This is a genomic window from Pseudomonas sp. ML96, from assembly GCF_000761545.1.
Taxonomy (GTDB): Bacteria; Pseudomonadota; Gammaproteobacteria; order Pseudomonadales; family Pseudomonadaceae; genus Aquipseudomonas.
The window spans coordinates 21,465-44,871 of sequence record NZ_JPMY01000028.1 but is presented as its reverse complement, the minus strand read 5'-3'; the positions used below and the strand labels follow the sequence as shown (position 1 = coordinate 44,871).

At 66.9% G+C, this 23,407-nt stretch carries 21 protein-coding genes; 8 read left to right on the top strand and 13 right to left on the bottom strand.

The window, feature by feature from the left end; all coding sequences use genetic code 11:
* Positions 1 to 22: 22 nt before the first annotated feature.
* The 5 genes from IP89_RS14780 to IP89_RS14760 form a co-directional block, all read right to left on the bottom strand.
* Positions 23 to 952, bottom strand: coding sequence for an NAD-dependent epimerase/dehydratase family protein (locus IP89_RS14780; RefSeq protein ID WP_043310349.1), 930 nt, complete (start codon positions 950 to 952; stop codon positions 23 to 25).
* Between the two features lie 18 nt (positions 953 to 970).
* Positions 971 to 1,855, bottom strand: a complete 885-nt coding sequence (locus tag IP89_RS14775; RefSeq protein WP_043310348.1) for a sugar nucleotide-binding protein — start codon at positions 1,853 to 1,855, stop codon at positions 971 to 973.
* A gap of 103 nt (positions 1,856 to 1,958) precedes the next feature.
* Complete coding sequence (locus tag IP89_RS14770) at positions 1,959 to 3,317, bottom strand: DUF1329 domain-containing protein (RefSeq protein ID WP_043310347.1); 1,359 nt, start codon at positions 3,315 to 3,317, stop codon at positions 1,959 to 1,961.
* Between the two features lie 15 nt (positions 3,318 to 3,332).
* Positions 3,333 to 5,147 (bottom strand): DUF1302 domain-containing protein, encoded by a 1,815-nt coding sequence (locus IP89_RS14765; RefSeq protein WP_043310346.1) that lies wholly within the window; start codon positions 5,145 to 5,147, stop codon positions 3,333 to 3,335.
* Between the two features lie 141 nt (positions 5,148 to 5,288).
* The gene (locus tag IP89_RS14760) at positions 5,289 to 5,945 is read right to left on the bottom strand and encodes a TetR/AcrR family transcriptional regulator (protein WP_177326884.1); all 657 of its coding nucleotides are present in this window, start codon (positions 5,943 to 5,945) and stop codon (positions 5,289 to 5,291) included.
* 101 nt (positions 5,946 to 6,046) lie between these two features.
* Here IP89_RS14760 and IP89_RS14755 point away from each other — a divergent pair, with 101 nt between their 5' ends.
* From IP89_RS14755 to IP89_RS14735, 5 genes are all read left to right on the top strand, one after another.
* Complete coding sequence (locus IP89_RS14755; protein ID WP_043310344.1) at positions 6,047 to 7,627, top strand: FGGY-family carbohydrate kinase; 1,581 nt, start codon at positions 6,047 to 6,049, stop codon at positions 7,625 to 7,627.
* The gene (locus IP89_RS14750) at positions 7,624 to 8,253 is read left to right on the top strand and encodes a class II aldolase/adducin family protein (protein WP_043310343.1); all 630 of its coding nucleotides are present in this window, start codon (positions 7,624 to 7,626) and stop codon (positions 8,251 to 8,253) included. The genes IP89_RS14755 and IP89_RS14750 overlap by 4 nt, the downstream gene beginning before the upstream one ends.
* Positions 8,254 to 8,399: 146 nt before the next feature.
* Positions 8,400 to 9,860, top strand: coding sequence for an aspartate aminotransferase family protein (locus IP89_RS14745; protein WP_043310342.1), 1,461 nt, complete (start codon positions 8,400 to 8,402; stop codon positions 9,858 to 9,860).
* Positions 9,857 to 10,474: a hypothetical protein gene (locus IP89_RS14740; protein WP_043310341.1), complete on the top strand. Its 618-nt coding sequence runs from the start codon at positions 9,857 to 9,859 to the stop codon at positions 10,472 to 10,474. The genes IP89_RS14745 and IP89_RS14740 overlap by 4 nt, the downstream gene beginning before the upstream one ends.
* A 115-nt stretch (positions 10,475 to 10,589) precedes the next feature.
* Positions 10,590 to 11,627, top strand: a complete 1,038-nt coding sequence (locus tag IP89_RS14735) for an AraC family transcriptional regulator (RefSeq protein WP_043310340.1) — start codon at positions 10,590 to 10,592, stop codon at positions 11,625 to 11,627.
* 123 nt (positions 11,628 to 11,750) lie between these two features.
* Here the strand turns inward: IP89_RS14735 and IP89_RS14730 are convergent, their stop codons facing one another.
* The 3 genes from IP89_RS14730 to IP89_RS14720 form a co-directional block, all read right to left on the bottom strand.
* On the bottom strand, positions 11,751 to 12,962 hold the full coding sequence (locus tag IP89_RS14730; protein ID WP_177326885.1) for a DSD1 family PLP-dependent enzyme: 1,212 nt from the start codon (positions 12,960 to 12,962) through the stop codon (positions 11,751 to 11,753).
* 72 nt (positions 12,963 to 13,034) lie between these two features.
* Positions 13,035 to 14,420, bottom strand: a complete 1,386-nt coding sequence (locus tag IP89_RS14725) for a D-arabinono-1,4-lactone oxidase (RefSeq protein ID WP_043310338.1) — start codon at positions 14,418 to 14,420, stop codon at positions 13,035 to 13,037.
* A gap of 1 nt (position 14,421) precedes the next feature.
* Positions 14,422 to 14,802 (bottom strand): cytochrome c5 family protein, encoded by a 381-nt coding sequence (locus IP89_RS14720; RefSeq protein ID WP_043310337.1) that lies wholly within the window; start codon positions 14,800 to 14,802, stop codon positions 14,422 to 14,424.
* 218 nt (positions 14,803 to 15,020) lie between these two features.
* On the opposite strand from IP89_RS14720, the gene IP89_RS14715 reads away from it, so the two are divergent.
* Positions 15,021 to 16,418 (top strand): NAD(P)/FAD-dependent oxidoreductase, encoded by a 1,398-nt coding sequence (locus IP89_RS14715; protein ID WP_043310399.1) that lies wholly within the window; start codon positions 15,021 to 15,023, stop codon positions 16,416 to 16,418.
* 50 nt (positions 16,419 to 16,468) lie between these two features.
* Here the strand turns inward: IP89_RS14715 and IP89_RS14710 are convergent, their stop codons facing one another.
* The 4 genes from IP89_RS14710 to IP89_RS14695 form a co-directional block, all read right to left on the bottom strand.
* The gene (locus IP89_RS14710; RefSeq protein WP_043310336.1) at positions 16,469 to 18,109 is read right to left on the bottom strand and encodes a methyl-accepting chemotaxis protein; all 1,641 of its coding nucleotides are present in this window, start codon (positions 18,107 to 18,109) and stop codon (positions 16,469 to 16,471) included.
* Between the two features lie 137 nt (positions 18,110 to 18,246).
* Positions 18,247 to 18,612 carry a DUF3509 domain-containing protein gene (locus IP89_RS14705; RefSeq protein WP_043310334.1) on the bottom strand — a complete coding sequence of 122 codons (366 nt, stop codon included), beginning with the start codon at positions 18,610 to 18,612 and terminating at the stop codon, positions 18,247 to 18,249.
* Between the two features lie 232 nt (positions 18,613 to 18,844).
* A complete protein-coding gene (locus IP89_RS14700; protein ID WP_043310333.1) occupies positions 18,845 to 20,935 on the bottom strand; it encodes a TonB-dependent copper receptor in 2,091 nt (696 codons plus the stop codon).
* Positions 20,936 to 20,995: 60 nt separating this feature from the next.
* Positions 20,996 to 21,364 (bottom strand): DUF2946 family protein, encoded by a 369-nt coding sequence (locus IP89_RS14695; protein WP_043310332.1) that lies wholly within the window; start codon positions 21,362 to 21,364, stop codon positions 20,996 to 20,998.
* A 156-nt stretch (positions 21,365 to 21,520) separates the two neighbouring features.
* On the opposite strand from IP89_RS14695, the gene IP89_RS14690 reads away from it, so the two are divergent.
* Positions 21,521 to 22,729, top strand: a complete 1,209-nt coding sequence (locus tag IP89_RS14690) for a nitrogen regulation protein NR(II) (protein ID WP_052081092.1) — start codon at positions 21,521 to 21,523, stop codon at positions 22,727 to 22,729.
* A gap of 7 nt (positions 22,730 to 22,736) precedes the next feature.
* The gene (locus IP89_RS14685) at positions 22,737 to 23,102 is read left to right on the top strand and encodes a response regulator transcription factor (RefSeq protein ID WP_043310331.1); all 366 of its coding nucleotides are present in this window, start codon (positions 22,737 to 22,739) and stop codon (positions 23,100 to 23,102) included.
* Positions 23,103 to 23,221: 119 nt separating this feature from the next.
* On the opposite strand, the gene IP89_RS23060 is transcribed toward IP89_RS14685, so the two are convergent.
* Positions 23,222 to 23,380, bottom strand: coding sequence for a DUF3309 family protein (locus IP89_RS23060; RefSeq protein ID WP_043310330.1), 159 nt, complete (start codon positions 23,378 to 23,380; stop codon positions 23,222 to 23,224).
* Between the last annotated feature and the right edge of the window lie 27 nt (positions 23,381 to 23,407).

Below are 23,407 nucleotides of genomic sequence, written 5' to 3'. Positions count from 1 at the left end.
TTTTGTTGTACGGGCGAAACCGTTATTTACCCAGCAGGTGCGCCAGGCCATCGCGCAGCGGCGTGGCCGGAGCCAGCTGGTAGCGCTGCTGCAGCAGCGTGTTATCGGCCTTGGAGTGGCGGATATCGCCAGCCCGCGCCGGACCATAACTGACCTCTGGCAGACCGCCGAGTACCTCGCCGATAGCCTGCAGCAGTTGGTTGAGGCTGACCGACTGATTGTGCCCGACGTTCACCGCACCGGGCTCGGCCGTGTCCTTTTCCAGCGCCTGCACCAGCAACGGCACCAGATCGGCGACATAGAAGAAGTCGCGGGTCTGCTCGCCATCGCCGAACACCGTGATCGGCACACCATTCTGGGCACGCTCGGTGAAGATGCTGATCACCCCGGAATAGGGCGAGGACGGGTCCTGGCGCGGGCCGAAGATATTGAAGAAGCGGAAGATCGCCGGCGTGAAGCCATGCTCGCGGCGATAGAAGTCCAGGTAGTGCTCGCTGGCCAGCTTGTCGGCGGCATAGGGCGTGAGCGGCGCCTTGGCGGTGTCTTCGCTGACCGCCACGCCCTCGCCGTTGTTGCCGTACACGGCGGCGCTGGAGGCGAACACCACGCGGCGCACACCCGCCTCGCGCATGGCCTCGCAGACATTCAGGGTGCCGACGAAATTGCTCTGGTGGGTGCTCACCGGGTCGTCCACCGAGGCCTGCACCGAGGCCACTGCGGCCAGGTGCACCACCGCACTGCAATCGGCCATGGCGCGGCGCACCAGCGCGGCGTCGGCCACGTTGCCCTCGATCAGTTCCAGACGCGTGTCATGCAACGCCAGGTTGCTGCGCTTGCCGGTGGACAGGTCGTCCAGCACGCGCACCCGATGACCGGCCACCAGCAGTGCATCGCACAGATGGGAGCCGATGAAGCCGGCGCCGCCGGTAACCAGGATCAGAGAGTCGGACATGGGGTTCTCGAAAACGAATCAGACGTGACGATAGTAGCGGCCCAGCAGGGCCGGCAGGCTGGCGCGCCAGGCCCGCGGCTTGATGCCGAAGGTGTGCAGGATCTTCTTGCAGGCCAGCACCGCGTGCTGCGGCTCCTCGGCGGCATCGGCGCGCGCGGCGTGAGCCTGGGCACCGACCTCGTGCACCTTGAGCGGCTGCAGGCCACGCGCCTCGCCGATCAGCGCCTGGCCCAGGGCCAGCGGCGTGGTGGCCTCGTGGCCGCCGTAGTGATAGACGCCCCACAGCGGGCTCTGGCAATCCAGCTGCTTGAGCACCGCGAGGATCACCCGCGCGGCGTCATCGACCGGCGTCGGGTTACCGCGCCGGTCATCGGCCATCAGCAGTTCCTCACCGTGCTCGGCGCGGCGCAAGAAGCGCCCGAGCAGGCCCTCGGCACTGTCGTCGAGCAGCCAGCCGAAGCGCAGCAGCACATGCCGCGGGCAGGTAGCGCGCACGCATTGTTCGATACGCAGCAGGGCCTGGCCACGCAGACCCAGCGGCACGGGCTCGTCCTTCTCGCTGTAGGCGGTGGCGCGCGAGCCGTCGAACACCCGGTAGCTGGAGGGCTGCAGCAGGACGATGTTGTGGTGCTGGCAGAGCTCGGCGAGGCGCTCCATGGCGCGCTCCTGCACGGCGAAACGCGCCGCGTCGAAGCCCTCGGCCTGGAACCAGTCGAAGTAGTAGGCGAGGTTGATCACTGCATCCGGGCGGGTCTCGTCGAGCAGCTGGGTCAGGCTCGCGCGGTCCCAGCCACCTTCCGGCGGACGTGGCGCAAGGAAGCCGATGTCTTCCTCGGCACCCTGGCGCACCAGCGCCTGGCCCAGGGCATTGCCCCCTCCCAGCAGTAACAAGCGCATTCGCATATCTTAAGAAAGAGCCCCGACTGACCCGACGAAAACCCCGGACGAATCCGGGGCGAAAGGGCCATTTTGCGGGTTTCAGGGCGGTACGTCACTACCGCTTGGCCTACTGGGTGCCCTTGCGGCGCAGGCTGGCCGGGGTGAAGTAGTTCTCCGGCGGCGGCGTGAGGAGGAACTGGCGCGGCGCCTTCTCGTTGTTGCGCAAGCCGATCACCGTGTAGGTGCGGGCGATCAGGTCGTGGTAGACCAGGTTCACCGGGGTGATGCTGGGCACCTCGTAGGCGTTCTTGCTGAAGGCCAGGTTGACGTGCCACAGCTCGCCGCGGGCGTCGTAGTTCTCCACCATCAGGGCGTACCAGCTGTCCTCGTCCAGGTAGAAGCGGCGCTTGGCATGCACGTGGCGCTGGCCCGGACGCAGGGTCGCCTCGACCACCCACACGCGGTGCATTTCCCAGCGGCTCAGGTCGCTGTTGAGATGGCCGGGCTTGACCAGCTCGTCGACCTTCAGCCCCGGTTTCTCCATCGCATAGTTGTGGTAGGGCACCAGTAGGCTCTGCTTGCCGACCAGCTTCCAGTCGTAGCGGTCGGTGGCGCCGTTGTACATGTCGGTGTCGTCGGCGTAGATGCCGTCGATCGGCGTGTCGTAGGCCAGGGTCGGCGCGCGGCGCACGCGGCGCTGGCCGGGGTTGTAGATCCACGCCGAGCGCGGCTCGGCGACCTGGTCGATGGTCTCGTGCACCAGCAGCGCCCGGCCGACGTCGCGCGATGGCGGCAGCAGTTCGCTGGCGAAGGAATACAGCATGTTGTCCAGGCTGCCGGCGTTCTTCTTCGGGTTGTAGTAGTTGGAGAGCAGCTGGATGCGCTCGCGCAGGATGGAATAGCTGCCGCTGGTGGTGACCTGGGCGGTCACCGACACCTCGTCGATGTAGCGACCCTGCCAGCGGGCGATGTGGTTCCAGATCGCCTCGCGGCCATCCGCCGGGATCGGGAAGGGAATGCCGGCATAGGCGTCCTTGAGCCCGTTGCCGCCCTCGGCCAGGGTCGCCTGCTCGGCATTACGGCGAGTGTTGGCAGCGATGTCGCTGGGCGCGGCGAAGCTGCGATGGCTGGGATACACCGGCACCTTGAAGCTCTGCGGGTAGGCCTTGAGCAGCGCCTTCACCCCGGGACTGAGGTTGCCGTCATCGGCCGCCATGTTCTGCGCATCGATGACACGCAGCGGCTGCTCGCCGGCGAAGGGGTCGACATGGAAGCCACCCGGGCTGTAACCGGCCGGCGCCTGCAGGCCAGTACCCGCATCAGGGATGCCCTTGGCGGCATCGCCCTGACGCTCGGCGCCGAAGGCCGTCAGGCTGGTTCCGAGCTGCGCCGCCTGCTCGGCACTCACCTTGGCCTGGGCCGCCAGCGGCAGCAGCAGACCGAGGGAGAGCAGGACGGAAGAGGCACACAAAGCTGTTCTGATCATGGTGATATTCCGCCGTCAGAAGGAGTAGGAGACGTTGAGGGCGACGTGGTCGCGGTCGATCAGCGCGTTGTCCTTGCGCGCGCCCCAGAACGAGGTGTACGCCAGCTTGCCGGCCAGCTTCTGGCCGTACTTGGCACCCAGCTCGAGGGTGGCGGACTTGCGCCCCTGGATGAAGTTCTCGTTGAGCGCCGGCGAGGTGCCGGACACGTCCTGGCGGAAGGTGATGCCAGGCATCAGGTCGAAGTTGGGCTTCACGTCCTGGATCAGGCCGGAGAGGTTCACCGTGTAACCCCAGGCGAAGGAGTCCAGGTACGCGTAGTTGGGCGTATCCAGCAGGCTGCCGGGGATGTAGTTGAAGGCGGCCTCGGCCAGCAGCATCAGGTCATCCAGCCCGCCCGTGGGGCCGAAGGTGTGGATGATGGACAGCGAGCCGGTGAACAGCTCGTCGCGCTTGTACAGGTCAATGTAGCGGCGCGGGTCGTTGGCCGAGCCATCTCCGAACACACCCAGGTCGATACTGCCGCCACTGGCGCCACCTGCCCCCAGCGCGGCATTGGCCATCTGCTCCAGCTCATAGGTCATCGCCGGCTCCAGTGGCGCATTGGGCCGGTAGGTCAGCTCGCCAGCGACGCTGGTGTCGCCCACAGTGCCGGACACGCTCAGGCCGAACAGACGGATGTCTTCGGGATAGATGAAGTCGTAATAAGTGCTGTCGAGCAGAGCCAGGCCATCGGTCAACCCGAACAGAGCTGGGTCGAGAGTCAGATTTGCCAGTCCACAGAGATCGGTGAAACGACCACCGGTACCACCACCACTACAGGCAAAGGATTCGCCCTTCTGTACCCGCAGGAAGGGCACCTTGCTGTGGTAGTTGAGGTAGTAGAGGCTGAACTCGGTGTTGTTCCAGTCCTCGGCCAGGTAACGCAGAGCCACACCGAACTGACCGTCGTCGCGGGCGTCATGCTCACGGCCGTAACGGGCACCGGCGACGATGCCGTCTTCGCCGTTAAGCCCGGGCACCAGCATGTCGGGTATCCCCAACATAGCCAGGTCATTGCGCAGATCGGCCAGCACGCCGTTACTGCCCTTGCCGAAGTAGTCCTGGTTATTGAGGAAGGCGCCGGTCGGAATCAGCTCATGGCCCTTCCACTCCAGGCCATAGAACGCCTCGACGTTGAGCGCATCGGTCAGGCCGAGCTGGCCGGAAATCATGTTGGTCGGCAGCAGCGCATCCTTGAGGCTGGCGTTGGGCAACACCACGCGACCGATGTCCACCGGGTTGATCACGTTGAGGCCGTCGGCATAGAAGATGCCCTCGCCCCAGTTGATCACCTGCCGCCCCAGACGCAGGCTGTAAGGCATTTCGCCGACATAACGGTTGGTATAGAGGTAGGCATCGAGCAGCCGCGCGCGATGGCCGGCGCGGTTCTCCAGGTCGGAGGGATAGCGCTCGTCGCTGTCGGTGTTGTGCGTCGCGAAGCCGTCACCCGTGGGATCGTGATCCATGATCTGGGTGTCGTACCAGGCGGTACCGCGGACGAACAGGCCGTCCTGTTCGGTACGCACGTGCAGCTCCGAAGTCAGCTTGAACTCGTTGGAGACAAAGCCGGTGTCGTAGTACTCGCTGCCGTCGTTGTTGTTGATGAAGACGTTCTGCCCACCCTGCTCGATGCGCTCGGGCGAACTGGTGCGATACACCGAGGTGAACTCGGCGACACTCTCCAGCGACGTAGTGACATTCGGCCCGGTGTCGATCTCGAACGCCTGGGCCTGCATCCCCCAGATACCTAATCCAACTGCCAGCGCTATCTTGCTCTTGTTATGCGACATGCTGCTGTCCCCTAGCGGTGATGTGGCGAAACTAGCTGACTTGCTAAAACCTCCATGGGGCCAAGGCGGACAAAAAAAGACGCCGAAAAGGCCCTTGAAACATTTCCACACAGGTACCGCGCAACCCTCTGCGCAGCCCCACTACACCTGTCGGGCGAAGGCCTCGAGGCTGCTGTTGTAGATGAACTGCAGGGTGCGTTTGAGCTGCTGCACCCGCTGCTGGCGCTGCTCGGCCGGCAGGGTCAGGGCCAGCTTGGTCACCGAGCTGCCGCCCTCGCACAGCACCAGCGCCAGACCCTCGGCCTGCTCCGGATCGACATGCGGATGCGCGCTGCGAATCGCCATGGCGACCATGCTGGCGGTGGCCAGGGTGTCGGCCTGATTCAGCTCGCGCAGCTCCGGCGCCGCGGCCACGCAACCCCACACCTCGACGAAGCCAGGATGGCTGACCTGGATCTCCACCATCAGGTCGATCAGGCGCTCGATCAGCAGGCCAGCATCACCACCGCCCTCAGGGTCGATGATCAGCTGCAGGTCCGCCTGCAGACGCTCGCTAACGCTGCTGGTGTAGCGCTGCCAAACCTCCTGGACGATCGCCAGCTTGGTCGGGAAATACAGGTACAGCGAGGCGATCGGCATGCCCGCCTCGCGAGCGATTTCGCGCATCGACACCGCCTCGTAGCCACGCGCCGCGATCAGCTCGAGGGCGACCTTGAGGATCGACTCGAAGCGCGCCTGGCTACGCTCCTGCTTGGGAGCGCGCGGGGTGCGAGGTTTCGCTTCGGGGGTGCTTGACAAGTTTTTGTTGGCCACAGCATTCTCGAAAACATGAGCAATGCTTATGTTTTAGCGCGACTCTCGGAGAATGGGAAGAGGCCGATGCAAACGAGGCGAAAAACGTGACTGAGCTGGTACTGGCCGTGGACCTCGGCAGCTCCGGCTGCAAGACCGCACTGGTCGGCCTGGATGGCCGGGTGCGCGCCTTCGCCTTCCGTGCCGTGAGCAACCACTTGCTGCCCGGCTCCGGCGTCGAGCAGTGCCCGGAAGACTGGTGGCGCGCCTTCGAGGACAGCGCCGCCGAGGTGCTGCGGCGCCCCGAGATCAACCGTTCGAACATCGTCGCCATCGCCTGCTCCTGCCAGGGCGAGGCCACCGTGCCGGTGGACCACGATGGCCAGCCGCTGGCCCGTGCCCTGCTGTACCTGGACATGCGCGGCCAGGCTGCCGTGCAGCGCCAGGTCGGCGGCGCCCTGCCGCGCGTAGCCGGCTACGACCCGCTCAAGCTGTGGCGCTGGCTGCGCCTCACCGGCGGTGCGCCGGCGCTGTCCGGCAAGGACCCGTTCGGCCACATCGCCTTCATCCGCGACGAGATGCCCGAGCTGTACGCGCGCACCGCCAAGTTCCTCAACGTCCTCGACTTCATGAACCTGCGCCTGACCGGGCGTACCGCCGCCACCGTGGATTCGGCGCTGACCACCTGGGCCACCGACAACCGTGACCCGGCCAATATCCGCTACGACGACGGCCTGCTGCGCCTGGCCGGGCTGAACCGCGAGCAACTGCCGGAGCTGGTGCGTTGCAGCGATATCCTCGGCACCCTGCGCCCGGCCGTGGCGGAGAAGCTCGGCCTGCCGGCCAACCTGCCGGTGGTGGCCGGCGCAGTGGACAACACCGCCGCCGCGCTGGGCTCCGGTGCGGTGGCGGACAACGCCCTGCACCTGTACGTCGGCACCTCGTCGTGGATCGGCGCCCATGTGCCGCGCAAGAAGACCGACGTGCGCCGCCAGCTCGCTGCCGTGCCCTGCGCCCTGCCCGACCGCTACCTGATGATGGCCATGCAGTCCGCCGCCGGCGCCAACCTCAGCTTCCTGCGCGACCGCATCCTCTACGCCAAGGATGCGCTGCTGCAGAACGAGGCCGGCCCGGACGTCTACCGCATCCTCGACGAGATCGCCGCCGGCGTACCGGCCGGTGCCCGCGGCCTGCTCTACCTGCCCTGGCTGATGGGCGAGCGCACCCCGGTGGACGACAGCAACCTGCGCGCCGGCCTGCTCAACCTGACCCTGGAGCACGCCCGCGAAGACATGGTGCGCGCCTTCCTCGAAGGCGTGGCGCTCAATACCCGCTGGATGATGGAGTCGGTGCGCAGCTTCCTCGGCACCCGGCCGGACAGCATCACCCTGGTCGGCGGCGGCGGTCAGTCCGATGTATGGAGCCAGATCTTCGCCGACGCCCTGGACATCAGCGTGCTGCAGCCCGAGCAACCGATCCAGGCCAACGCCCGCGGCGCAGCCTTCCTCGCCGCAGTCGGCATCGGCGCCATGAAGTTTTCCGACATCCCCGAGCGGGTCGCCATCCGCCGCCGCTTCGAGCCGCAGGCCGTGCATCGCCAGCGCTACGCCGACAGCTACGCCACCTTCCGCGCCGCGCACAAGGCGCTGGCGCCCTTCTACGCCAAGCTCCATGGAGGCCAACGATGAACGAGCGCCAAGCCCGCGAGGCGGTGGTGCGTACCGCCGTGGCCCTGGCCGATCAGGGCTACCTGGCCGGCGTCGGTGGCAACCTGGCGCTGCGCATCGACGCCGAGCGCTTCGCCGTCACGCCCTCGGCCAGCGACTACTACGCGATGAGCGCGGACGATATCTGCGTACTGCGCCTGGACAGCCTCGAGCAGATCTCCGGCACCGGCAAACCCTCGGTGGAAAGCGGCCTGCATGCCCGCGCACTGCAGGCGCGGCCGGACTGCATGGCCAGCGTGCACACCCACCAGCCGGTGGCCAGCGCCTTCACCCTGCTCGACCAGCCACTACCGATGCACGGCGCGGAGGCGCGCCGGCTGATCGGCGCCGAGGTGCCGATGTGCGCCTACGCGCCCTCCGGCACCAGTTGGCTGGCCGCCAACGTCGGCAAGCGCATCCGCGCCGATCTCAATGCCTACCTGATGCGTAACCACGGCGCCGTCTGCCTCGGCGCGACCCTGGAAGATGCCTGCGCCGTGGTGCGCCTGCTGGAGCAGGAAGCCATCGCCTGGTTCCGCCGCGCCCTGGCTGCGCAACCCGATAACCGCCTGCACCGACAGACGCTCGAATTCCTGGCAGACGGTTGAAACGTAGGCGAGGCAGGCTGGCCTAGGCAAAAGCGGCCGAAAAAAGCGCAGTTTACGCGCTGTAAATGAGCATTTTTGAGGCCGGTTTTAACGACGGCCAGACCACGCAGGTAGTTTCAACCGCCTGCCAAAGAAGAGGATCAGCCATGAACGCCTCCACCGAACTGACCAGCACCTCCGGCATCAGCCACTGGCCGGACACCGATGCCATCGACGCGCGTCTGAAGACGCTGATCAAACAGCCGATCCGGCCGATCCGCCGCGAGCACATGGACAAGGTGCTCGGCTACTTCGAGCAGCAGTGCCAGGGCTCCAAGCACCTGGCCGAGCAGGCCGCCACGGTGATCCCCGGCGGCGTGCAGCACAACCTGGCGTTCAACTACCCCTTCCCGCTGGCGATGAAGAGTGCCCAGGGCGCGCACCTGGAGGACGTCGACGGCAACCGCTACATCGACTTCCTCCAGGCCGGCGGCCCGACCCTGCTCGGCAGCAACGATGCGGTGGTGCAGGAGAAGATCATCGAGACCCTGCGCGACTGCGGCCCGGTCACCGGCCTGCTGCACGAGTACGAGGTCAAGCTGGCCGAACTGGTGTGCCGCATGGTGCCGTCGGTGGAGATGTTCCGCATGCTCTCCTCCGGCACCGAGTCGGTGATGGGCGCCATCCGCCTGGCCCGCGCCTACACCGGCAAGAAATGGGTGATCAAGATCGGCGGCGCCTACCACGGCTGGAGCGACCAGCTGGTGTACGGCATGCGCATCCCCGGCACCGGCCGGCGCGAGGCCATCGGCATTCCGCGCGGCGCCACCTCGCACACCCAGGAGAGCTTCCCCAACGACCTGGCTGCCATTCGCCGACGCCTGCAGATCAACCGCCTGCGCGGCGGCACCGCGGCGATCATCGTCGAGCCGCTCGGCCCGGAGAGCGGCACTCGCCCGGCACACCGCGAGTTCAACGCCAACCTGCGCAAGCTGTGCGACGAGTTCGGCGCGCTGCTGATCTTCGACGAAGTGGTCAGTGGCTTCCGCGTCGGCCTGTCCGGCGCCCAGGGCTACTTCAACGTGCGGCCTGACTTGACCATCTTCGGCAAGTGCCTGACCGGCGGCTACCCCATGGCCGGCGGCATCGGCGGCCGGCGCGAAGTAATGATGCTGCTGGCCGGCGGCATCGGCGGCAAGCAGACCAAGCGCGCCTTCGTCGGCGGCACCCTGACCGCCAACCCACTGTCCTGCGTGGCCGGCTACCACAGCCTGCTGGAGATCGAGCGACGCAACGCCCCTGCCATCGCCGGCCGCGCCGGTGACCGCCTGACCGCTGGCCTCGGCCAGATCATCGAGCGTCTGGGCCTGCCTTATGTGGTCTACAACCAGGGCTCGGTGGTGCACCTGCAAACCTCCGGCGTGCTGCTGCTCAACGTGCGCAACCCGATCCAGCTGCTGCGCGAGGTCAACCCACGCAAGCACATGATGGAAGAGATGGGCGCCGCCTACATGGCCCACGGCCTCGTAACCCTGGCCGGCAGCCGCATGTACACCAGCGCCGCCGACAGCGACGAGATCATCGACGAGGCGCTGAACCGCTTCGAAGACGTGTTCAAACTGGTATGAGCCTGCACGACGAGCTGCACCAGGCCAGCCAGCGCCTGGCCGCCAAGGGCCTGTTCAACGACGCCGGCGACAGCCTGTCGCTGCTGCTGCCCGGCACCGGGCGCATCCTGCTGCAGGTCTATGGCGAGGCGCCGCGCGAGGTCGAACTGGGCCAGGGTGATGCTGGCGTGGCCGGCCTGCACGCGCGGCTCTACCGCCTGCGCGGCGATATCGGCGCAGCGGCGCTGCTCAGCCCGCGCTGGAGCCTGCAGCTGCAGCAACTGGGCGAGACGATGCCCTCGGTGTTCGATGAACAGGCGCGGCATATCGGTCGCTCCTGGGCACCAGCGAGCAGCGAGCAGCTGCCCAAGCTGCTGGCCGGCGGCGGCAACGCCGGGCCGCTCGAAGGCCGCCTGCTGGCCCTGGGCGTGACGCGCAACCGCATGCTGTTCAACGCCGAGCTGTTCGAGAAATGCGCCATGGCCTATGTGCTGGCACGCCTAGGCGGCGGGAAGGTGAAGAAGGTGCCCTGGTGGGTACGCCTGATCGCCGGCCAGCGCCTGCGCCAGGACCAGGCCCGCGCCGCCAACAGCCATGCCGCTGGCGAGCAGGCCGCCGAACTGGGCGCCTACTAGCCCGGCGTACGGGCACCGTGCTAACTATGCAACCCGGCGCGCAGACGCGCGCCGCATAACAACAAGAACCAGGCGCCCGCCGCCGCTCAACGACTTCCCTGCTGGGAGCGTGACCATGAAGCCCATCGCCGATCCGCGTTACTCGGAGGCCTCGGCCCCGCCGCAGATCTCCCGTTTCCTCCTGCAGCACGTGGCCGCCCTCGGTCGCGACCCGGCCATGCTCTGCCGCGGCCTGGGTTTCGAGCCGGACGACCTCAAGCAACCCGACTATCGCCTGTCCTACCGGCAGAGCTACCTGCTGGTGCGCCGCGCCCTGCACAGCCTGGGCGACAGTGGCCTGGGGCTGGCCGTGGGCAGCCGGCAGACAGCCGTGTCCTGGGGCCTGGTCGGCATGGCCATGCTCGCCAGCCCGACCCTGGGCGAGGCGCTGGACCTGGCCATCCGCTACCAGCGCCACACCGGCGCCCTGCTCGACTGCGAGATGGAGATACGCGGCGGGCGTTGCCGGATGCAGGCCAGCACGCGCTTCTTCGATCCGGAGGTCTCGGTGTTCTACCTGGAGGAAGCCTTCTCCAGCGCGCTGGCCATCGTCCGTCATCTGTCCGGCCAGGACCTGACCCTCGACTGCGTCGAACTGGAATATCCGCGCCCGCCCCACGCCGAGCGCTATGCGGACATCTTCCGCTGCCCGCTGAAATTCGCCGCCGGGCACAACCTGATCCAGTTCGACGCGCGCCTGTTGGAGTTGCCGCTGCCGACCCGCGACGACTACGTCGCCGCCGAGATCGCCGAGCTGCTGGACAGTGCACGCTGGGGCGACCAGGGTATGTCCGACCTGATCGAAACCATCCAGCGCGAGGTGCGCAAGAACCTCGGCAACCCGCCGCAGCTGGCCGAGCTGGCGCAGCAGCTCAACCTCGGCGAACGCACCCTGCGCCGGCGCATCGGCGATGCAGGACTGTCCTACCACGGCATCGTCGACTCGCTGCGCCGGGCCAAGGCCCTGGCACTGCTCAGCCACCGCGACAGCCGGCTGATCGACGTGGCCGCCGAGACCGGCTTCAGCGACGTGCGCAACTTCCGCCGCGCCTTCAAACGCTGGACCGGCGTGGCCCCGCGTGCGGCGAAGCAGCGGATCGCTCAGCTCGATTGAGAACGCTTAGAGCAGATGCCCTCTCCCCCTGGGAGAGGGCTAGGGTGAGGGATTTGCAGGCAACTCGGAGTGGTCGGCGAGCCCCTCCCCCCCGGCCCCTCTCCCAAGGAGAGAGGGGAGGATTTACTCCGAATACACCGGCCAGCGCTCGACGATCTTGCCGCCGCGCACGGCCAGCAGATCGCCGAACTGCAGCAGCACCGCCTCGCTCTGGACCGGCCGCAGGAACACCTGGTCATCCACCGCCAGGCCCACCGCCGGCGAGCCGTTGACCAGTTCCTGGTTCGAGCTACGCCCGTACAGGCCACTCAGCTGCAGCCCGGCAGGCGAGGCCAGGTCGGCCTGCCAGTTGCCGCCGTAGATGAAGAAGGTCTCGCGCTGGTTGACGTCCCACCAGGAGAACAGCCGCGACTTCTCATCCAGCGCCGGAATGCGCAGCGCGCCCGTGCGCTTGAGCACCGGCGTGGCGATGTACACCGCCGGCTGATGCTCGGCCAGCGATGGCAGGTCGTAGTGGCTGGGCTTGAGCAGGCCGGTGCCGATGGCCACCTCGCTACTCAACCGCTCCTGTTCGTGAGCCCGGTAGCTGGGGCTGCCGGCGGTATTCAGGGTCAGGCCCTCGCGCCACAGCGCCGGGAAGCGCTGGCGGGTGAAGTCGACATAGCCCTGGTACAGAGCCATGACCTTGGCCAGCAGTTCGTCCTGGCTGCCGAGCACGGAAGGCAGGTTCATGCCGACGAAGGGGTCGTAACCCATGAAGCCGGCGAACTCCAAGTGCTGTGGGTTATCCGCGATCAGCTGCAGCAGCTGCCCAAGCACCTGCGTATCGCTGACTCCGCCGCGATGCAGGCCCACATCGAGTTCGATGTTGATGCGTAGCCGCGTGCCCAGGCCCTGGGCCAGCGCCAGGTACTGCTGCAGGCGCTCGGGAGTGTCGATCAGCCACTGCAGTTGTTTTGCCGGATCGAAGGGGCCGCGGTGCTGCTGGTAGAACAGCTGCGCCGAGCGCACCGGCAGCGGCTTGCCGAGCAGGATGTCAGCCTCGGGGAACAGCTGTGCATCGTGATTGAGGAAGGGCTGGTGGAAGGACATCAGCCGCCGCGTGCCGATGCGCTCGCCGACGTAGCGCAGCAGGTCGGGCGCCGGCAGCGATTTCTCCACCAGGCGCAGCTGTTTGCCGCTGCGGGCGAGGAACTGGCGCACCACCTCGATATTGTGGTCGAGGCGGTCGAGGTCGATCAGCAGGCTCGGGCGCATTGGCCCGTTGGTCTTGAGCTCCTGGTTCAGCGCCTGGAAATAGGCATCGTGAGGCTGGCCCCGGTCACCGGGGCGCAGCCAGGCGGCGGCCAGCAATCCGCCAGCGCCCAGGCCGGCCAGCACGAGTGTGCGTCGCTTCATGGCGCCCCCTTATCCAATGTTGAGGCCGAACACACCGGCCAAATGCGCATTGACGAAGCGCCCGTGCGGATCGATTTCCTGGCGCAGCTCGGTGAACTCCTTCCAGCGTGGATACAGCGCCGCCAGCTGGCGCGCGCCCAGGCTATGCAGCTTGCCCCAGTGCGGCCGACCCGCATATTTCCAGAAGATCGGCTCGATGGCGGCGAAGAAGTCGCGATGGTCCATCGAGTGGTGCTGGTGGATCGAGATCGCGCAGCTATCGCGGCCCTCGAACATGCTCAGGGGAATGTCGTCGGCCTTCACGTAGCGGTACTCGACCGGCATCCAGGTGCGCAGGTTGCCATCGTCGATGCGCTTGAGGATCTCGCGCAGGCAGGCCGGGCCGTGCTCGGCCGGCACCGAGTACTCCATCTCGTTGAAGCGCACGTTGCGCACGTTGGCGAAGATCTCGTAGGAGGCATCCACCCGGTCGTCAAAACTGGCCAGATGGCGCATGTTGTTGAGCAGGCTGCGGCGCAGATCGGGCGACTCGTTCAGGTACTTGTCCAGGCCCTCGATGAAGTCGATGAAGCCGTTGCCGCCCTCCTCGTCCGGCGACACCGGCGGCGTGCTCGGGTCCTCGGTCTCGTTCAGCGCCACCGCCAGGGCGTAGTCGGAGTGGGTCACCACCAGCATCTCCCAGTGCTGGTTGTCGCGCTTGAGGTTGTCGATGTCCTCCAGCAGCTCCTCGGTCTTGCCCAGCCACTGGCGCTCGCGCAGGCGGAAGGCGGCGCGGTTCTGCATGCGCACCTTGGTCACCACGCCCAGCGCGCCGAGCGAGACACGCGCCGCATTGAACAGCTCGGGATGCTGCTCGCGGCTGCAGTCGAGCACCTCGCCGGCGGCGCTGACCAACTGCAGGCCGCAGACATTGGAAGAGTAGGAACCGAAGCCGATGCCGGTGCCGTGGGTCGAGGTGGAAATCGCCCCGGCCAGGGTCTGGTAATCGGTGTCGGCCATGTTGATCAGCGCCTGGCCGACCTCCTTGAGCGGCGCCCCCATGGTCGACATCGGCGTGCCACTGCCGAACTCCGCCTGCAGGCTCTGCGCATCATGCGCCAGCAGCCCGGTGAAGTTGGCCAGCGACAGCAGGGTGTCGTCGGTGGGCACCAGCGCGCTGAAGGAATGTCCGGAGCCGACCGGGCGAATCTTGCCCGAGGCCTTGCGGATGACCTGCACCAGCTCGTCCAAGCTCTTCGGCGCCAGGCGCTCCAGCGGCAGACAACTCTGCACGCCAGACCAGTTGCGCCAGGGAATCGGCCGCGGCGTTTCCGCGGCCCACAGCGAGCGAGCCGGCAAGGCCAGGCAGGCGCCCAGCAGGCTGGCGCGTTGCAACAGCTGACGACGGGAAACCATATCAGTGGCCCTCCGCAGGCTGCGGCGCGGCCGCCATGAATGCGATCAGCGCGCTGAAATCGGCCTCCGTGCACTGCATGCACAGGCCCAGCGGCGGCATGCCCTGGAAGCCGTTGATGCTGTGATCCAGCAAGGTGCCCATGCCCTTCTGCAGGCGCGGCGCCCAGGCTGCGGTATCGCCGGTCAGCGGCGCCCCGGCGGCCGGGTTGGCGTGGCACTGCTTGCAGCTGGCACCATACAGCTGGGCCAACGCCGTATCCTGCGGCACGCTCTGCGCAGCATTCGCCTGCGCTGGCGGAGCCTCGTCACCACAGCCCACCAGCAGCGCACACAGCCCCAGCACCATGGCCAGACCGCGCCCCCCGTTTCGCCCTGCCCGCATACATCCCTCCGAGCGTCTGCTCATCTCGATGACGCCACACTAAAGCAGCGGCGCCTGGCGTATGAGGTCTCAAACGGACAGCCAACAACCGGATAACGGCCAAAACCCGGTGCGCGGTGGCTGGCCGCTGCTGCCCTCTTTCGCGGCCACTGCGCCCCTGCCGAAGCGACGCTGGCTTGGCTAAGGTGAACGCAGCCACCACCCGCGCGGAGAGCATCGTGAGCCCAGTGAATGACATTCAGGATTGCGGCGATGCCGTGTGCATCATCGGCGCCGGCCCGGGCGGGCTGTGCATGGCCCGCGCGCTGAAGCGCCAGGGCCTGACCTACGAACAGTTCGAGCGGCACAGCGCTGTCGGCGGCGTGTGGGACATCGGCAATCCGGGCACGCCGATGTACGAGTCCGCACACTTCATCTCCTCGCGCGATCTCTCCGGCTTCCTCGATTTTCCGATGCCCAAGCACTTCCCCGACTACCCGAGCCACCGGCAGATCCTCGAGTACGTGCGCGCCTTCGCCAAGGCCTTCGACCTGCACGACAAGGTCCGCTGCAACACCGCGGTCGGGCAGGTGACCAAGCGCGAGGACGGTCGCTGGCTGGTCACCCTGGCCAGCGGCGAGCGGCGCTGCTACCGCGCCGTGGTGTGCGCCACCGGCTGCAACTGGGACCCGAACATGCCGGCGGTGAAGGGCCAGTTCAACGGCGAGATCCGCCACTCGGTGACCTTCAAGAAGGCCGAGGAATTCAACGGCAAACGGGTGCTGATCATCGGCGCCGGCAACTCCGGCGCGGACATCGCCTGCGATGCTGCGACACATGCGCAGAAGGCCTTTATCAGCCTGCGTCGCGGCTACCACTTCATCCCCAAGCACCTGTTCGGCCTGCCCGCCGACGAAGTCAGCGAGAAGGGCCCGCACCTGCCGATCTGGCTGATGCGCCCGGTGTTCGGCCTGATCCTGCGCCTGATCAACGGCGACCTGACCCGCTTCGGCCTGCCCAAGCCGGACCACAAGCTGTTCGAGAGCCACCCGCTGCTGAACACCCAGCTGCTGCACTACCTGCAGCACGGCGATATCCAGGCCAAGCCAGACCTCGACCATTTCGACGGCGATTACGCAGTGTTCAAGGATGGCAGCCGCGAGCAGATCGACCTGGCGCTGTACGCCACCGGCTACAAGTGGAGCTGCAAGTACGCCGCCGACTACTTCGAATGGAAGGGCGGGCGGCCGCAGCTGTACCTGTCGATCTTCAGCCGCCAGCACCACAACCTGTTCGGCATCGGCTACCTGGAAACCAACTCCAGCGCCTACAAGCTGTTCGACAACGAGGCCCACGCCATCGCCAGCTACCTGCGCGACCAGCTGCAGCGCCCCGCGCAGGCACGCCAGTTCGAACAGCTGATCGCTAGCGATGATCCGGACCTGTCCGGCGGCATCGACTTCATCCAGTCGCAGCGCCATGAGGTGTACCTGGAAGTGCACGCGCTGAAGACCTACCTGCACAAGCTGCGCCGGCAGATGGGCTGGGGCGACCTCGCCGAGGGCTATTACGCAGGCCTGCGCAGCACCAGCAGCGCGTCACCGGCGCCATTGCCACAATCGCAGCAAGCCGTCTGAACTGGCGGAAGTGAGAGCACCGGGGCCGCCGCAAGCACCCCGGCTGTCACTCAGGTGCGGAACACCCCCAGCCCGCCCTTCAGCGCGCGGGCGGTGTCGCCGAGTTCGGCGGCGGAGCGGTTGATCTCGGCGACGTCCTGGCGGGTGTGTTCGAAGGCGTCGCGCATGCCGCCAAGGCGGCCGGACATGTCGGCCACGGCGTGCTGGATTTCCTCGCTGCTGACCAGCGCCTGGTCCACCGTGCTGCTGACCTGGCCCATCTGCTGCACCAGCGCATCGAGCGCCTCCAGCGCCTCGTCGGCATCGCCGGCCAGGGCTCGCGAGCGCTCGGCGGTGCTGCCCATGCGCTGAGCGATCACGCGGATCGCACCGGTGACCTTGTCGATCACCTGGTGCGCCTCGCCGAGCACGGTCTGGGTCTGCCCGGCCAGCTTGCGCACCTCGTCGGCGACCACGGCGAAGCCACGCCCGGCCTCGCCGGCGCGGGCGGCCTCGATGGCGGCGTTAAGCGCCAGCAAGTTGGTCTGCTCGGAGATGCCGGCGATCATCTGCAGTACCTGACCGATCTGCTCGGCCTCGCGGCTGAGGCCGTCGAGGTCCGTGGCCAGTTCGACGTTGGCCGAGGTGCTGCCGTGCACATCGCCGATCAGCCGCTGCAGCTCGTGGTGGGCGCGGCTCAACTCGCCGCTGGCGCGTTCCAGGTTGGCGCGCACGGCGCCAGCCAGGCTGGAGGAATGCCCGGCCGCGTGCTGGATCGACTGGCCGTGCTGGTCGACATCGGCCAGCTGCCCGGCGGCCTGCTGGATCTGCCGGGTGATGTCGTCAGCGCGGTGCAGGAAGGTGTCGGCCAACTGCTGGTTGCTGTCGGCCATGCCGGAGGCGCCGGACAGGGTCTGTCGCAGGTCCTGCAGCAGGCCGGACAGGCGCGTGCCCATCTGCCCCAGCTCGTCGCCGCTGAGCAGGGAGATCGGCCGCGAGAGGTCACGCTGCTCGGCGATATGGTTGAGCTGGCCGGTGAGCTGGAGAATTCCGTGCACCAGCATGCGCGCCGCCAGCCAGGACAACAGCAGGCCGACGCCGAGGGTGGCGGCGCCGATCAGCAGCAGGCTGCGCATGCTCTCGGCAATGGCCTGGTCGAGGCTGTCGAGGGTGACGTCCACACCGACCACGAAAGGCTGGCCGCTGGCCGTGCGCAGCGGCAGGAAGATCGAGCGGAAGCTGCCGTAGCTGTCGGTGTATTCGTCGAACTGCGCCTGGTTGCTGCGCGCCGCGGCGGTCACCGCCGGGCTGGCGTCGGTGTAATGCTCCAGGTGCTTGGCATATTCGCCGGAGGCGATGTCCGCAGCGCCGGCACCGTCGGAGAGGTAGAACACCTGGCCGGCGCCATCCACCATCATGGTGTAGGCGAACTTGAGCTCGACCTCGACGGCATATTCGCCGAGGTTGCGCACCTGGGCCAGGTACTCGCCGTCCTTCAGACCGTCGGCGCTACGCGCGCGGTCCAGGTAGTCATCGCCGAGCAGGCGTGGCACCGCATGGGCGGCGGCGCGCAGACGGTTGTCCATCTGCGCGCGGATGTCCTGGGTCTTGGCGTATTGGGCGTAGCTGATGAAGGCGGCGATGCTGATCAGGTTGACCAGGGTGAAAGCCAGCAAAAGCTTGGTTTGCAGGCTGAGATTGCGCAGCGGCATGACGGCAGTTCCATCCGATGGTAAGTGGCCGCGACTGGCGGCGGCCTCCCTACTGTGGCGGTTGTCGTCAGGAAATCTTTAGTGGCCAATTGCCTGCCGACCACCACGGGGCCGCCATGCCGCAGACCGAGGTCGGCTCAAACCGCAACGGCCTCGCGGCTCTGCTTACGCATCAGCTCCAGCTTGCGCTTGTGCACCAGCATGCGCGAGGCGGTGATGTGGATCGGGTTGCCGGTGAAGGTCGGCAGGTCACGCAGGCCCCAGCGGTCGCCGTCGCCCTTGTCTATGCTCTGCCCGTTGGCCAGCTTGAGGCTCAGGGTCACATCGAAGATCAGCTCGCGCACGCTGTCGCGGTTGAAGATCGCGGCGCTGTCGATGGCCTTGCTCAGCGGCACTTCGTTCGGCTTGCGCAGGGTTAGCAGCAACATGCCGTCCGGACGCGGGGCGATGGAAACCTTGTGGGCTGGAAAGGCGTCGAAGAATTCCTTGATTGCGAGTTGCATCGTTCTTCTCCCTATCGAATGTCTTATGTGTGTGTCGGGACCTATGCCAGTGCAGCGCCCATGCCAACCTTGGAGAATCGACAAAAACCTATAACAATCATCTAGTTAGATAAACGAAGCAGCAAAACGACAGCATGCAGAATGCACGACAGAGCCGATGCGCTTTGCAGATTGCACGGTGCACATATGCGAAGCCCGCCTTGCGGCGGGCTCCTGTCAGCGGGCGGAGAGATCAGAAGTCGAAGTCGACCTTGGCCCACAGGGTGCGGCCCGGCTCGTCGATGGCCACCGGATCGGCCGGGTAGCCGAACCCGGCATCGCCGGCCAGGTTGAGGTGCTCGGCGTAGTCCTTGTCGAACAGGTTGTCGACGCCGGCGCTGAGCTTGACGTTGTCGCTGAAGCGGTACGCGCCGTTGAGCGAGAACACACCGAAGCCGGCACTGCTGCCGAAGTCCTGGCCGACCACGTTGCCCTTGCCCTCGTCCACGCGGTTCTGCGCCGCCACCAGGCGCCACAGCGCGCCGGTGCTCCAGGCGCCGCGCTCGTAGGTCAGGCCGAAGCGCGCCTCCAGCGGCGGCATCTGCGGCAGGGCCTCGCCGTCGGAGCTGTTCTTGCCCCAGGCATAGGCCAGAGTGGCGTCGGTCTTCCAGTTGTGGCTGAGGTCGTAGGCCACGCCCAGCTCACCACCCATGATCCGTGCGTCGATGTTATCGGCGCGCGAGCCGCCCATCGCGCCGGCGCTGTAGTCGAACAGGATGTAGTCGCGCACCTGGCCGACGTAGCCAGAGGCCCAGGCCTGCAGACCCTCGCCGGCGTACTGCACGCCGAAGTCGAGCTGGGTGGTCTTCTCCGGCTCGATGCCGTCGAAGGCGTTGACCTCGCCGGCCGGGCCGCGGCTGGGCGAGAACAGCTCCCAGTAGTCGGGGAAACGCTGCACATGGCCGAGGCCGGCGTAGAGCGTGGTCGGCGAGTCGGCCAGATCGTACTCGTAGCGGGCGAAACCGCTGGGCAGCGTCTCGGCACGGGTCTGGTCGGCGGTCGGGTTGGGCATGCTCATCATCATGCCGCTGATGCTCTGCCGGTAGTCCTTGGCCGAGGCGCGATCGACACGAGCGCCGCTGACGACCCGGCGGCGCTCGGCGACCTGCCAGGTCAGCTCGGCGAAGGCGCCGTAGTTGTGCATCACCGCGTCCTTGCTCCAGGGGAAACGGTCGGTGTCGGTGTAGGTATCGCTCATCATGTCGTAGTCGGAGTTGCGCTCGCGGTGTTCGCTGCGCAGCGCATCGACGCCGGCGACCAGTTGCACCTCGCTCCAGGCGAAGGTGGCGGCGAAGCGCCCGCCGAGCGTGCGGCGGTCGACCTGCGAGGCCATCGGCCCGGCCATCATGCTGGTCGGGTCCGGCATGCGCAGGCTGAAGTTGTCCATGATGTGGTCGGCGTAGTTGTAGTAGAGCTGCGCTTCCAGCTTGTCGAGGACGCCGCCGAGGTTGGACTTCTCGAAGCGCAAACCGAGGCTCTCGCGCTCGAATTGCGCACCGTCCATGCCGCGCCCGGCATAGCGCGCCTCGCCATCGCCGCGGCCGGCGGACAGTTCGATCAGGGTGTCAGCATCCGGCGTCCAGCCGATGGCCAGGTCGCCGTTCCACTTCTTCCAGCGCGACGGCACGCTGTCGCCGTCGCCATCTTCGTAGTCGTCGGCCTGGGCCTGGTTGCCGGTGAAGCGCAGATAGCCCTGCTCGCCACCGACGGCGCCATCGAGCACCTTATCGAAGCGCCCGTTGGAGCCGGTCAACACGCTGGCATGCAGGCGCGAACCCAGCTCGCCGAAACGCTCCGGTTCGCGCTCGAACAGCACCGTGCCGGCCGAGGCGCCCGGGCCCCAGAGCACGGTCTGCGGGCCCTTGATCACGGTGAGCTTGTCGAAGGTCTCCGGCGAGATGTACGAGCTCGGTGCGTCCATGCGGTAGGGGCAGGCGCCGAGCATCAGGCCGCCATTGGTACGCAGGTTGATGCGCGAGCCGAACATGCCGCGCAGCACCGGGTCGCCGTTGCTGCCGCCGCTGCGGATGGCGGAGAAGCCGGGGATGGTCTTCAGATAATCGGTGGCATCGCTGGCAGGCACCGGCTGGCGGGCGTCCTTGGGATCGGCGATCACGGTCAACGGCGAGCTCTGCTGCACAGCGGTGACCACGCTGGGAGCCAGCTCGGCATCGGCGACCTCCTCGGCAAAGGTCGGCATGGCCATGGCCAGGGTCAGGGTCAGGGCAGACAGAACGAACGGCAGGCGCCCGGCACGTGCCGGCACGAAAACGGATGGAGTCATGGTGTTTCCTGAATGATGAACAGCGCTATGCCCTCGCAACGAGGGCCACTGATGACGACTTCAGGAAAGCGACGGCGGCGCCCTGCCGGGCGGCGCGACCAGGAACGGCGGGCTGAGGCTCAGCGCCTCGGCAAAGCGCGGCCGCTGCGCGGGAGCGATGGCGGGTGTGGGCGGGGTATACGGGAAGAACTGCAGGCTGGCGACATGCACGCCACATTGCACGCAGGGCATCTGCTGGGAGGCACCCGCCTTGCCCTCCTCGCCCAGCTGCCACTGCATGCCCTGCGAGGTACACATCAGCATGAAGCCGCCTTCGCTCATCTGCGGCAGCGCCCATAGCGGCATGCTCACACGCAGGAGCATGCCCACCAGGGCAAAGGCATAGAGCCAATCGCGGAAATTACGGCTGAGTGGATTCAGGGCGGGCATCCTTGTTTGTCGCGGATTCTAGTCGATGCCCGGCGAAGCTGCTGCGGACAAGGCGTCGCACCCGCCGGCGACCGGTGAGCGGGCGGCAGACAGCGCGGCGGCCGTGGCTCTACACTGCATACTCAGTGGCGCCCCAGAAACCGGATCGAGAACAGCATGAGCGACGAACCCCAGCGCCTCTCCGGCGGCCTGACCGAACGCAGCTACGAGTTGCTGGTGCGGGCCGTGGTCGACTACGCCATCTACATGCTCGACCCGCAGGGCCGGATCATGACCTGGAACACCGGGGCGGAACGGATCAAGGGCTACCGCGCCGACGAGGTGATCGGCCAGTCACTGAGCATGTTCTTCCCCGAGGAAGACCGCCGCCAGGGCAAGCCGCAACAGCTGATCGCCACCGCCCTGCGCGAGGGCCGCGCGCATGACGAGGGCTGGCGGCTGCGCAAGGACGGCTCGCGCTTCTGGGCGCTGGTAGTGCTCGACGCCATCCATGACGACGCCGGCAACCTGGTCGGCCTGGCCAAGATCACCCGCGACATCACCGAACGCCACGAGGCCCAGCTCCATCTGGACGAGGCGCGCGCGCAACTGTTCCAGGCGCAGAAGATGGAAGCCCTCGGTCAGCTCACCGGCGGCATGGCGCACGACTTCAACAATCTGCTCACGGTGATCATCGGCGCCAGCGACATGGCCCGCCGCAGCGACAGCCCCGAGCGCATCCAGACCCTGCTGGCGAGCATCCACGAGGCCGGCCTGCGCGGCCGCGAACTGACCGCCAACCTGCTGACCTTCGCCCGCCGTCGCGATTTGCAGGCGCAGCGCCTCGATACCGGCACCACGCTACGCATCGCCTCGGCGCTGTTCGCCCAGGCGCTGCCCGAGGGTATCGAACTGGTGCTGGAAATCGACGGTACTCCTGATCCGATCCTGGTCGATCCCAACCAGCTGGAGATGGCCCTGCTCAACCTGGTGTTCAACGCGCGCGACGCCATGGAGTGCCGCGGGCGCATCCACCTGCAGGCGCGCAACGAGCACCTGGACGGCAGCTGGGAAGGCCTCAATGGCGACTTCGTGCTGCTCTCGGTGATCGACGAGGGTCCCGGCATCTCCGCCGAGTTGCAGACACGCATCTTCGAGCCCTTCTTCACCACCAAGAAGTTCGGTAAGGGCACCGGCCTTGGCCTCAGCCAGGTCTACGGTTTCGCGCGCAACGCCGGCGGCTCGATCCGGGTCGACAGCGCGCCCGGCAAGGGCACGTGCATGACGATCTACCTGCCGGCTGCCACACTGCCCGAGCAGGCGCAGATAAATAGTGAACCCGAGTGCGGGTTTGCGAGCCTGACCGATATCAAGACGTACGAATGAGCCGCACATGAAGACCATCCTGATAGTCGATGACGAGCACCTGATCGCCAACATGCTCGGCTATGCACTGGAGGATCAGGGCTATCGGGTGGTCAAGGCGGGCGACGGCCAGCATGGCCTGGAGCTGCTGGAACAGGAGCAGCCCTCGTTGGTCATCACCGACTTCATGATGCCGCAGATGGATGGCATGGAGCTTGCCCAGGCCATCCGCAGCCGCCTGAGCGCCGCGGAGCTGCCGATCCTGCTGATGAGCGGCGCCCACGGCAACCTCGGCCGCGCCACGCCCGAGCTGTTCACCGCAGTGTTCGACAAACCCTTCGAAGTCTCGCAGATGGTCGCCAAGGTCTGCGCGCTGGTCGGCCCGGGCGACTGAGCCTGGCCTGACTGCCCCTGGCAATACCCCCACATCAAAGCGACTGACCGCTGCCAGCCACTCGCCGCGACTCATGACGGGTACTGGTCGGCCCAGTGCTAGGCCGACCAGGTCTGACGCTATACGTAACCCAGTAGCAACAGGATCAGCACGATCGCCACCACCAGGCCGATGCCGCCGGAGGGGCCATAGCCCCAGGCACGGCTGTGCGGCCAGGCCGGAATGGCACCGATCAGCAGCAGGATCAGGACGAGCAGCAGTATGGTTCCCAGGGTCATGGCAGCTTCCTCGTGGTTGGGCCGGGA